The organism is Buttiauxella noackiae ATCC 51607, from assembly GCF_001654865.1.
In the GTDB taxonomy this organism is placed as follows: Bacteria; Pseudomonadota; Gammaproteobacteria; order Enterobacterales; family Enterobacteriaceae; genus Buttiauxella; species Buttiauxella noackiae.
In genome coordinates, this window is sequence record NZ_LXEO01000002.1 from 148,137 (window position 1) to 159,771 (window position 11,635).

Genomic DNA, 11,635 nt, shown 5'->3' on the forward strand with positions numbered 1-11,635 from the left:
ACATGCATAGGCGATGTTATGTTTTCCTGCCTCGATGGTGGGATAAGCTGTGAAAGTGAGTGTCTCAGGTAGTTATATTTTCGATGAATAAGGAATAAAAAGGGGGACATTTGCCCCCGTTGGTTTAAATCAGTTGCCAGTTATTCGTGAGGCACAGGCGTTTCTTTACTAATCCGCATTCCTTCCTCGTTAAACACCATGCAATGTCCCGCCTCAAAGTTCAGCTTAAGCTTCTGGTATGGGCTGAAATGAACATCACCGGGTAGCAACATTTTAAAGCCATCATGACCATGGCACTGACCAAACAGATAGGTATTGTTCCCCAGTCGCTCTACCACTTCACAATGGAAGTCCAGCGTTTGCGACGTCTCTTCTGCGCCTGCCACGTTGAGATGTTCAGGACGTAAACCCAATGTGATGGATTCTCCCGCCTGCAACGGCGCAGTGCGAACGGCAAGCGTCAGGCAGTGGTGATCATCGACGGTCACCATTAATGCATCAGGCTGCCAGCTCTCAACTTTCGCTGGCAGGAAGTTCATCTTAGGTGAACCAATAAAGCCTGCGACAAACTTGTTTACCGGGTTGTAATAAAGCGCCATCGGTGAGCCCATTTGCTCAACTTTTCCGTAGTTCATCACCACAATTTTATCGGCCAGTGTCATCGCTTCGACCTGGTCGTGGGTGACATAGACCATCGTTGTTTTCATTTCCTGATGGAGCTTGGCGATATGCAGACGCATATCTACACGCAGTTCGGCGTCGAGGTTAGAAAGCGGTTCATCAAACATGAATACGCGCGGGTTACGAACGATGGCGCGTCCAATTGCGACACGCTGACGTTGGCCACCGGATAATTGTTTAGGTTTGCGATCCAATAGATGCGAAAGCTGCAAGGTTTTCGCAACCATCTCTACCTGATGGCGAATCTGCTCTTTCGGTACTTTATTAACTTTTAACCCGTAGCCCATGTTTTCGGCCACAGTCATGTGTGGATAAAGTGCATAAGACTGGAATACCATCGCCACCCCGCGATGGGAAGGAGCGACATCGTTCATCACTTCATCACCAATCAACACCTCGCCCCCGCTTATCTCCTCAAGCCCTGCAATCATGCGCAATAGCGTTGATTTCCCACAACCAGAGGGGCCGACGAATACCGCAAATTCTCCGTCTTCAATATCAAGATTGATGTTGTGGAGTGTTTCGGTTTTACCAAAGCGTTTGGTCACGTTTCTCAGTCTAATACTGGACATCCGGTCATCCTCGAAAATTGTCAGTCATGGGTCATCACATGGTTTTACAGGACGTGTTTTTGATTTTATGTATTACGTATAACAATTCACAGTAAGTATGCGTGATGATGAAAAAGCGTGTAAAGACTATAACTTCGCTCTATTTATGCCCCTATCGCTGGATTTCATTTCTGCAATCATGATCACACAATAGGGAGATTTTTATAGAGTTAACAGGCATCAAAGCGTAGCGTATAACATTGTAAGATAACTGGTGTGAATGTACTACAAGCGCCACCAATCAAGATTTCAGTACGTCGTGGGTTCGTTTGATTTAGAAAATTAAACATAAAAATGTTATACCTTCACAAGGAGCGATAATGAAAACCAATAAAATCACTGCACTTGTTTTAACTGCATTAGCGGTAACCCAATTTGCCAGCATGGCTGCCCATGCTGCGACTCAGCAGCTAACAGTCTGGGAAGACATTAAGAAATCGGCTGGTATCAAAGAAGCCATCGCGGATTTTGAAAAACAGCATCAGGTTAAAGTTAACGTGCTGGAAACGCCTTTTGCTCAGCAGATTGAGAAACTACGTCTGGATGGCCCGGCTGGAATTGGCCCTGATGTACTCGTGATTCCTAACGACCAGTTAGGTGGTGCAGTGGTGCAAGGCCTGGTCGCACCTTTAAGCGTTGCTCCGGCGATAACCGACTCCTTCACCAAAACGTCTATTGCTGCCTTCACCATGGACAACACACTCTATGGCTTACCAAAAGCGGTAGAAACTCTGGTAATGATTTACAACAAAGACCTGTTGCCAAAACCTCTCGCCACGCTTGATGAATATGCTGAATTTTCTAAAAAGCAGCGTGCAGAAAACAAGTACGGTCTGCTCGCTAAGTTTGATCAAATTTATTACAGCTGGGGTGTTATCGCGCCAATGGGCGGATATATCTTTGGCAAAAACGATAAGGGTGGCCTGAAAGCGGATGACGTAGGTCTGAATACACCAGGTGCTGTTGAAGCGGTAACTTATCTGAAGAAATTCTATGCCGATGGCTTATTCCCGACAGGGATCCTTGGTGATAACGGCCTCAATGCTATCGACTCACTGTTTACCGAGAAAAAAGCTGCGGCGGTCATTAACGGACCTTGGGCATTCCAGCCTTATGAAGCCGCAGGCGTTAATTATGGTGTTGCACCTTTGCCACTGCTTCCTAATGGTAAAGAGATGAGTTCCTTCCTTGGTGTTAAAGGCTATGTGGTTTCAACCTGGAGCAAAGATAAAGCGCTGGCTCAGCAATTTATTGAATTCATCAACCAGCCACAGTATGTGAAAACTCGCTATCAGGTTACGAAAGAGATCCCAGCGCTGACTGCGATGATTGATGACCCTGTGATTAAAAACGACGAGAAAGCCAGTGCTGTCGCTATCCAGGCAAGCCGTGCTTCAGCCATGCCGGGAATTCCTGAAATGGGTGAAGTGTGGGGCCCTGCTAATGCCGCGCTGGAACTTAGCGTAACCGGCAAGCAACAGCCGAAAGCCGCGCTCGACAATGCAGTTAAGCAAATCAATATGCAAATTGAAGCAATGCAGGCCAGCAATCAGTAACCCGCAGGGTAAACACAGTCAGTTTGAATTCAGGTCAAATGTGACAAGGGGCTGGGTTCAAACTGGTTATGAAAATCAACGCCAGGTGGGCAGTCTCAAGAGTGTTGGAAAAAGGAGCAGTGTGTGATTATCAGTTCCGGCGATAACGTAGCGGTAACGAAACAGTCTGGTCGCCATGCCATTAGCGCGGTGTTATGCGCAATCGTACCTGGTTTTGGTCAGTTTTATCATCGCCAATGGGTCAAGGGGCTTATCTTTCTCGTTCTGATAAGCAGCTTTATTGGTGTGTTTTATGATTTTCTAAAAGAAGGGCTGTGGGGTTTATATACCCTGGGCGAACAAGTTCCGCGTGATAACTCAATTTTCCTGCTAGCCGAAGGGATAATCAGTGTGTTGATTATCGGATTTGGAGTGGCAATTTATTATTTATCATTCCGCGATGCCTGGATTAATGGGAAGAAACGCGATGCTGGCATTCCTCTTAATAGCGTACGTAAACAGTACCAATTGCTGTTAAGCGAGGGCTTTCCCTATTTGATGATTACCCCAGGATTTATCCTGCTGGTATTCGCTGTGATTTTCCCGATTCTGTTCGGCTTTTCTATTGCTTTTACCAACTACAACTTATATCACACGCCACCAGCGAAGCTGGTTGACTGGGTTGGATTTAAAAACTTCGTCAATATTTTCACCCTGTCTATCTGGCGTTCCACGTTCTTTGATGTATTGCAATGGACTGTAGTGTGGACACTTTTGGCTACGACTTTGCAATGTACGGTCGGGGTCATGTTGGCGATTTTGGTCAACCAAAAAGATCTCCGTTTTAAACCGCTGATTCGTACTATTTTCATTCTGCCATGGGCAGTACCCGGCTTTGTGACAATACTGGTTTTTGCCGGGATGTTTAACGACTCATTCGGTGTCATCAATAACGCGATTCTGGCTTTCTTTGGCATAGCGCCAAAAGCCTGGATGACAGACCCGTTCTGGACGAAAACGGCGTTGATAATGATGCAAACATGGCTTGGTTTCCCCTTTGTCTTTGCGATGACGACGGGAGTATTACAGGCGATTCCTGATGATTTGTATGAAGCAGCCACCATGGATGGCGCGAGTACCTGGACTAAATTACGCACGATTACACTGCCATTGGTACTGTATTCAATTGCGCCAATTATTATTACCCAATACACCTTTAACTTTAATAACTTCAATATCATCTACTTGTTTAATAACGGTGGCCCAGCCGTAGCGGGGTCAAATGCCGGTGGCACAGACATATTAGTCTCATGGATTTATAAATTGACCATGTCCTCTTCACAATATGCGATAGCAGCAACCATCACTATTTTGCTTTCCATTTTTGTAGTTGGCCTGGCGTTGTGGCAATTCCGTGCAACGAAATCATTTAAAAATGATGATATGGCATAAGGAACGAGAACATGGCTAAGTCACAAAGTATTAAACAAGAGAAGTGGATTCGTTTATCACTTTCCTGGTTAGTTATTATTTTTGTCTCGGTAATCATTATTTACCCTCTGATCTGGACAGTTGGGGCGTCATTGAATGCGGGTAACAGTTTGCTCAGTACGTCAATAATTCCTGAGAACTTATCATTCCAACATTATGCCGACCTGTTTAATGGCCAGGTTAATTATATGACGTGGTATTGGAACTCGATGAAAATCAGTTTCCTGACCATGTTCTTTACCTTAATTAGCGTCAGTTTTACGGCGTATGCATTCTCACGCTTTCGTTTTAAAGGGCGCCAGAATGGGTTGATGTTGTTCCTGTTGCTACAAATGATCCCACAGTTTTCTGCATTGATTGCCATCTTTGTGCTGTCACAGTTATTGGGATTGATTAACAGCCACCTGGCGCTGGTCTTAATTTATGTGGCCGGCATGATTCCGATGAATACTTATCTGATGAAAGGGTATCTCGATGCGATTCCAAAAGATCTCGATGAGTCTGCACGCATGGATGGGGCAAGCAATTTCCGTATCTTTATCGAAATTATTATGCCGCTTTCAAAACCGATAATTGCGGTGGTTGCGCTGTTCTCTTTCACCGGTCCGCTGGGCGATTTTATTTTGTCGAGCACCATTCTGCGCACCCCTGATAAATATACGTTGCCAATTGGTTTGTATAACCTGGTCGCCCAAAAAATGGGCGCGAGTTACACCACTTACGCAGCAGGAGCGGTATTAATTGCCGTGCCAGTAGCGATTCTCTACCTGGCATTGCAGAAATACTTTGTTTCCGGGCTGACCTCAGGAAGTACTAAGGGATAAGACGATGAAAATGTTTAAACCCGCTTTACTGGCTGTTTGTTTATCACTTGGCATGATGAATGTGGCTCACGCAGCTGATTCCATCACAATTGCACCTTTAAAAAATGCACCGGCAGATTTTATTAAAGGTGCTGATATTTCGACACTCGCTGAGGTCGAGCGTCAGGGGGGCAAGTTCTATAATGAACAAAATGTTCAACAAGATCCGATTGCTATCCTGAAACACAATGGCGTGAACTATGTTCGTCTACGTCTGTGGGTCGATCCGAAAGACAGTACCGGGCAGACTTTTGGTGGCGGAAGCAACGACCTGGCTACCACTCTTGAATTGGCTAAGCGCGCAAAAGCACAGGGAATGAAGGTACTACTTGATTTCCATTACAGCGACTTCTGGACCGATCCGGGTAAACAATTCAAGCCTAAAGCATGGCAGAACATGAATTACGACCAGCTTAAAACGGCGATTCATGACTACACGCGTGACACGATTGCCACCTTCAAAAAAGAGGGTGTATTACCAGAAATGGTGCAAATCGGTAATGAAATTAATGGCGGTATGTTGTGGCCGGAAGGGAAAAGCTGGGGGCAAGGTGGAGGCGAGTTTGACCGTCTGGCGGGGCTTTTAAATGCAGCAATTAGCGGCTTGCGTGAGAACCTGGCATCGCCAACAGATGTAAAAATCATGCTGCATTTGGCCGAGGGTACTAAAAATGACACCTTCCATTGGTGGTTTGATGAAATAACCAAACGTAATGTCCCGTTCGATATTATCGGCCTGTCGATGTACACCTATTGGAATGGGCCAATTAGCGCCTTAAAAGCCAATATGGACGATATCAGTCAACGTTATCAAAAAGATGTCATCGTAGTTGAAGCTGCTTACGCTTATACCCTGGAGAATTGTGATAACGCGGAAAATAGTTTTACAGAGAAAGAAGAAAAGGATGGGGGATATCCTGGCACCGTTCAGGGGCAAGCAAACTTTATTCATGATCTGATGCAAAGCGTTATTGATGTTCCTCAAGGAAAAGGGAAGGGCGTATTTTATTGGGAACCGACCTGGATTGCCGTGCCTGGAAATACCTGGGCCACGCCTGCCGGTATGGAATATACCCATGATAAATGGAAAACGGGCAATGCTCGCGAAAATCAGGCGCTATTCGACTGTAAAGGAAAAGTCTTACCTTCTGTGAAAGTTTTTAATTAGTTTCGCCATTCAGTGCGGCCCTATATATTTTTTATTTAAGGATTTTTTATGTCTAAATTTCCACCGCTGAGCGCAAAGCTTCCTGCGTTATTGCATGGCGCTGATTATAATCCGGAACAATGGGAGAATTATCCGGGCATTATTGATAAAGATATTTCCATGATGAAACAAGCGAAATGCAATGTTATGTCTGTGGGGATATTTAGCTGGGCGAAACTTGAACCTCATGAAGGGTTATATGACTTCGCCTGGCTTGATGAAATAGTTGAAAAGCTTTATGCCGCGGGAATTCATGTTTTTATAGCAACACCAAGCGGAGCCCGTCCTGCGTGGATGTCGCAAAAATATCCGCAGGTATTGCGTGTCGGGCGTGACCGAGTTCCTGCGTTACACGGTGGGCGACACAACCACTGTATGACTTCGCCGGTGTATCGCAAAAAAGTGCAACAGATCAACCAGCAACTGGCAGAGCGTTATGCTCATCATCCCGCGGTTATTGGCTGGCATATTTCTAATGAATATGGTGGCGAGTGCCATTGTGACCGCTGCCAGCAAAAATTCCGTTTGTGGCTACAGGACCGTTATCAGACTCTTGAAAAACTTAATGAAGCCTGGTGGAGTACCTTCTGGAGCCATACTTATACGGATTGGTCGCAAATTGAGTCTCCTGCTCCGCAAGGGGAAGTGTCGATTCATGGTCTGAATCTCGACTGGCGTCGTTTTAATACCGCTCAAGTCACCGAGTTCTGCACCGAGGAGGCTAAACCGCTAAAGGCGGCTAATCCTGAATTGCCGACCACTACCAACTTTATGGAGTATTTCTACGATTACGATTATTGGAAGCTGGCTCAGGCGATTGATTTTATCTCCTGGGACAGTTACCCGATGTGGCATCGTGAAGAAGATGAAACACAACTGGCGTGTTACACCGCGATGTATCACGACTTGATGCGCACCCTTAAACAAGGCAAACCATTTGTCCTGATGGAGTCTACGCCGAGTGCTACCAACTGGCAGCCTACCAGCAAGTTGAAGAAACCGGGTATGCACATTCTCTCCTCGTTACAGGCTGTGGCGCACGGTGCTGATTCCGTACAGTATTTCCAGTGGCGTAAAAGCCGCGGTTCGGTCGAAAAATTCCATGGCGCTATCGTGGACCATGTCGGACATATTGACACCCGTGTAGGGCGTGAAGTTAGCGAGCTTGGACGTATTCTGGAACAAATGGCACCGGTGACGGGGAGCCGTGTTGAAGCACAAGTCGCAATTATTTTCGACTGGGAAAGCCGTTGGGCAATGGATGATGCGCAAGGCCCGCGCAACTGTGGCATGGAATATGAAAAGACGGTCGTCGATCATTACCGTCCATTCTGGGAGCAGGGTATTGCTGTTGATGTGATTAACGCTGATTGCGATCTTTCTGGTTATAAACTGGTTATTGCGCCGATGCTGTATATGGTACGCGAAGGTTTTGCCGAAAAAGCGACTCGTTTTGTCGAGCAAGGTGGGCAGTTTGTTGCCACCTACTGGAGCGGTGTGGTGAATGAGACTGATTTATGTCACCTCGGCGGATTCCCTGGCCCACTACGCCCATTATTGGGTATTTGGGCCGAGGAAATTGACTGTCTGGCTGATGGCGAAAGCAACATTGTCCAGGGATTGAGCGGAAATAATGCAGGCCTACAAGGGCCATATCAGGTGCGCCATCTGTGTGAATTGATTCATTCAGAAGGCGCCCAGGTTTTAGCTCACTATCGTGATGATTTCTATGCGGGTTATCCGGCGGTGACAGTGAATCATGTCGGCAAAGGTAAAGCCTGGTATGTGGCATCTCGTAATGATGCAGCCTTCCAGCGCGATTTCTTTAACAACATTGTAAACGAACTCAATTTGCCTCGAGCCCTGGATTGTACATTCCCGCAAGGGGTGACTGCCCATCGCCGTACCGATGGCGAGAGCGAGTTTATTGTCGTACAGAATTACAGTGCCCTGGAGCAGTCGGTGACACTGCCTGCAGAGTTCCTCGATATGGTCGGTAAGCAAACCGTCCAGGGAAACTTAACTCTTGCACCATGGGGAAGCCGTGTTCTAAACCGTCGCCTCGCCTGAGGTCGATAGCTTTATCCGCCCACTCATCCGAGTGGGCATTTTTATACCCTAAATTAACTTACTCAAGGTGGATGTTATGATCAGCCTGAAATCGTTTATGCATTATTTTTCCCACCCCAAACCAGTAGCGTCATTAACTGAAGATGAGGAGCAGCAAGCTGAGTTATTACTTCAATATTTTGGTGGGAAACCGAATATTAAAAATATTGATGCTTGTATTACTCGCCTGCGTGTCACTGTAGATGATTTATCGAAAGTGAATACTGATGCATTACAGAAAACAGGTGCGCTAGGTGTGGTGATATTAGGGAAGGAAGTTCATGCAATATTTGGTAAGCAGTCTGATAATTTACGAAAGATAATGGATGAGCATTTTTCTAAGTCGTAAAAATAACCATTTAAAATAAAAAGTGATAACCACTTTTGGTGGTTATCACAAAGTTTAGCCAAAGCATAAATAATATTATGCACTAAGTGACGAGTGGCAATAATGGGTAATAAATTCGTCAATGATCTTTGGAGATACAACCCTGATACTATTTACTGCAATATGAGTAATGGCATTACCACCATGCTTCGACCTGCACACCGAAGTTCCAGGTATCGCTAGCAGTACGGTCGTTGAATGGCTTGCCATTTTCTGAATCATTTAAATAAGATGCAAATACACGTAGTTCTGGACGAGACATGAAGTCTGGGCCATCAGCTAAACCTAAAGCAATGGTATATTTCTCACCGCTTTGCTTATAGTTAGAACCGTCTTTGTAATTGTCTTTTTGGTAGAAACCACCTACTTCGCCAATTGCACGAACATATTGCGTAAATTGATATTGAGCACGGCCTACAAGCGAGAACAGACTAGTATCGTCGGTGTACTGTGTAATATTATCGGCAGAACCCCAGGTCAAAACATGGTTGATAGAGAATTTGTCAGTAATAGGGATAAGACCTGTGTTAATAACACGATAGCCTTTTGCATCGTTGGTCATATTCCACATGTCATACCAACCGCCCCCTTGAGAAACCATATTCTGGGCTAGTCCCTTATTAGCGTATTGCAGAACGGTCTTATTGTAGCCGCCAAACATATCCTGGCTAATTTCGCCAGTAAGCATGACACCATTGTCGGCATCATATAAACCGCCGTACTCTTCTTTTTGTTTATCAGTAGAATTAGGCATTGCGTAGTCAATACCCACTTCGACCCACGAACCTGCCCATGGTTTCAGGCCTGCATAACGCAAGTCGATGTAGTTGATATTTACGTCATTGTCACCGTCAACACGGTAATCAACATCGTTGGCATCGCCACGAATCCAGGCAAGCGATACAGCACCAGGGCCAACGGTATAGTTTTCAATACCTGCACCAGAACCAGAAATGTTCCAGTATTTGGTGTCAATGATATGTAAGTCGTGGCGTTGGTAGTAACGCTTACCGCCCCAGATAACCGCATTCTTATCACCGGGAACGAGACCTTTAATTTGCAGGTTTAGCTGGCGCAGGCCGAATTGTGCATCGTCATTAAAGGTGGTTTCGCTATCGTTAGAACCGTCGGACACCATGCTGATCATGCTGTCGAGGTAGAAACTAACATCATCTTTTTTATAAACCTCAGAACCTAACTCCAGCTCGCCATATGTGTCCGCTTCGTTACCAAGGCGACCTACTTTGTTCTTTTGCCATTCTTGCAGCCCTCCATCGCTTGATACACCTACGCCAGAACGCAGATAGCCGTGGAAGTCAATTTTTTCGATTGCAAATACAGATGGTGAAGTCAGCGCAACGGCTAACGCGACGGACAAAGTGCGTAAGCTGGTTTTCATGTTATCCCCTTTATAGTTTTGTATTACGTTCACATAACGGGTGCAATAAAATGCCTAAACATAATTTCAAGCAATTGGTTAGTTGGTTTATTGTGATTTAGTGCAAATAAATCAGCGTTATTTGTAACAATAAGTGACGGGGCTCACCAGTTTTTGATATGTGATCGTAGTACAATTGTTTTGTCGGGTGAGAGGTCGAATTGGGCGATTAGTCATTTAATTTATTGCCCTGATACAATCATTGAAGAACACTTACTGGGAACCTGACTATGAAGTCGAAAAGCGCCACTTTAGAAGATGTTGCCCGCCATGCAGGGGTTTCTTACCAGACTGTTTCAAGAGTGCTGAATAAATCAGCCAATGTTTCGGAGGCTACGCGCCGCAAGGTTGAACAATCCATAGAGCAGTTGCGATACGTACCTAACCGTGTTGCGCAACAGTTAGTTGGCAAGCAAAGTATGACAGTGGGGCTGGTCACCACTTCATTGGCACTACACGCGCCTTCGCAAGTCGCGGCGGCGGTAAAAAACTATGCCAATATTGAAGGTTATCAGGTGCTGATTTCCATGATTGATGAGAGCGTAAAACAAAGCATTCAAAACTCCATCAATGAACTCAAGTCTCAGCGGGTAGATAAGGTGATTATCAACGTCCCCCTGGAGACTGATGAGGCAGAGAGAATCGCGGCAGAGAATGAAGATGTCATTTGTTTATTTCTGGATGTTGACCCCTACAGCTCCGTGTTTAACGTTTCGTTTAACCCAGCAGATGGCACCCGAGCGAGCGTTAAATACCTCTATGAATTAGGGCATCGGGACATTGCATTACTGGCAGGGCCAAAGGCGTCGGTTTCGGCGAATCTACGTCTGAAGAGCTGGCTTGAAACTCTCCAGGGTTACAGTTTAAAACCGGTGAGTGTCATTCATGGTAATTGGGATGCGCAAAGTGGTTATGTTGGCGCGCTGCAAATGTTACGTGAAACCCCCAACTTTAGTGCGGTGCTGGTCGCGAATGACCAGATGGCGCTTGGCGTGCTTAGTGCTTTTCACCAGAATCAATTGTCGATCCCCGGGCATAAGTCGGTTATCGGTTATGACGATACTTATGAAAGCTCTTTTTTCTATCCGGCTCTGACGACGGTTTCGTTGGATTTAGATTTGCAGGGTAGGGAGGCGGTGCGACGTATTCTGAGTGCGAGCGATAACGAAACACTTCGTTCATCATCAATCTTGCCAGCCAAACTGGTGGTGCGGAACTCAACCGGGCCTCAGGTTGAAGAACATCGCGATATTCAAAAAATAGCTGAAGAGTTACGTTTGATTGCCCAACGTTTATCTCGCTGAGCAATCAT

Annotated in this window: 9 protein-coding genes; 7 read left to right on the forward strand and 2 right to left on the reverse strand. The window is 45.7% G+C overall.

Annotated features, from left to right (window positions below):
- Positions 1-140: 140 nt before the first annotated feature.
- A complete protein-coding gene (locus M979_RS00745) occupies positions 141-1,253 on the reverse strand; it encodes an ABC transporter ATP-binding protein (protein ID WP_064553094.1) in 1,113 nt (370 codons plus the stop codon).
- A gap of 359 nt (positions 1,254-1,612) precedes the next feature.
- Between M979_RS00745 and M979_RS00750 the strand changes: the two genes are divergently transcribed.
- The 6 genes from M979_RS00750 (at position 1,613) to M979_RS00775 (ending at position 8,846) form a co-directional block, all read left to right on the forward strand.
- Positions 1,613-2,848: an extracellular solute-binding protein gene (locus tag M979_RS00750; RefSeq protein WP_034458039.1), complete on the forward strand. Its 1,236-nt coding sequence runs from the start codon at positions 1,613-1,615 to the stop codon at positions 2,846-2,848.
- 123 nt (positions 2,849-2,971) lie between these two features.
- On the forward strand, positions 2,972-4,279 hold the full coding sequence (locus M979_RS00755) for a carbohydrate ABC transporter permease (protein ID WP_034458041.1): 1,308 nt from the start codon (positions 2,972-2,974) through the stop codon (positions 4,277-4,279).
- A gap of 11 nt (positions 4,280-4,290) precedes the next feature.
- Positions 4,291-5,142: a sugar ABC transporter permease gene (locus M979_RS00760; RefSeq protein WP_034458043.1), complete on the forward strand. Its 852-nt coding sequence runs from the start codon at positions 4,291-4,293 to the stop codon at positions 5,140-5,142.
- Between the two features lie 4 nt (positions 5,143-5,146).
- The gene (locus tag M979_RS00765) at positions 5,147-6,349 is read left to right on the forward strand and encodes a glycoside hydrolase family 53 protein (protein WP_064553096.1); all 1,203 of its coding nucleotides are present in this window, start codon (positions 5,147-5,149) and stop codon (positions 6,347-6,349) included.
- A gap of 48 nt (positions 6,350-6,397) precedes the next feature.
- Positions 6,398-8,458 carry a beta-galactosidase gene (locus tag M979_RS00770; RefSeq protein WP_064553098.1) on the forward strand — a complete coding sequence of 687 codons (2,061 nt, stop codon included), beginning with the start codon at positions 6,398-6,400 and terminating at the stop codon, positions 8,456-8,458.
- Positions 8,459-8,534: 76 nt separating this feature from the next.
- Positions 8,535-8,846 carry a PTS sugar transporter subunit IIB gene (locus M979_RS00775; RefSeq protein ID WP_064553100.1) on the forward strand — a complete coding sequence of 104 codons (312 nt, stop codon included), beginning with the start codon at positions 8,535-8,537 and terminating at the stop codon, positions 8,844-8,846.
- A gap of 175 nt (positions 8,847-9,021) precedes the next feature.
- On the opposite strand, the gene M979_RS00780 is transcribed toward M979_RS00775, so the two are convergent.
- Entirely contained in the window at positions 9,022-10,284 is a 1,263-nt protein-coding gene (locus M979_RS00780) for a maltoporin (protein WP_034458050.1), read from the reverse strand.
- Between the two features lie 269 nt (positions 10,285-10,553).
- Here M979_RS00780 and M979_RS00785 point away from each other — a divergent pair, with 269 nt between their 5' ends.
- On the forward strand, positions 10,554-11,627 hold the full coding sequence (locus tag M979_RS00785) for a LacI family DNA-binding transcriptional regulator (protein ID WP_034458052.1): 1,074 nt from the start codon (positions 10,554-10,556) through the stop codon (positions 11,625-11,627).
- Positions 11,628-11,635: the final 8 nt, after the last annotated feature.

What these genes read in the sequence shown, in the direction of transcription:
- M979_RS00745 (WP_064553094.1), bottom strand. Translation starts at nt 1,253, where the DNA reads ATGTCCAGTATTAGACTGAGAAACGTGACCAAACGCTTTGGTAAAACC.
- M979_RS00750 (WP_034458039.1), top strand. Translation starts at nt 1,613, where the DNA reads ATGAAAACCAATAAAATCACTGCACTTGTTTTAACTGCATTAGCGGTA.
- M979_RS00760 (WP_034458043.1), top strand. Translation starts at nt 4,291, where the DNA reads ATGGCTAAGTCACAAAGTATTAAACAAGAGAAGTGGATTCGTTTATCA.
- M979_RS00765 (WP_064553096.1), top strand. Translation starts at nt 5,147, where the DNA reads ATGAAAATGTTTAAACCCGCTTTACTGGCTGTTTGTTTATCACTTGGC.
- M979_RS00770 (WP_064553098.1), top strand. Translation starts at nt 6,398, where the DNA reads ATGTCTAAATTTCCACCGCTGAGCGCAAAGCTTCCTGCGTTATTGCAT.
- M979_RS00775 (WP_064553100.1), top strand. Translation starts at nt 8,535, where the DNA reads ATGATCAGCCTGAAATCGTTTATGCATTATTTTTCCCACCCCAAACCA.
- M979_RS00780 (WP_034458050.1), bottom strand. Translation starts at nt 10,284, where the DNA reads ATGAAAACCAGCTTACGCACTTTGTCCGTCGCGTTAGCCGTTGCGCTG.
- M979_RS00785 (WP_034458052.1), top strand. Translation starts at nt 10,554, where the DNA reads ATGAAGTCGAAAAGCGCCACTTTAGAAGATGTTGCCCGCCATGCAGGG.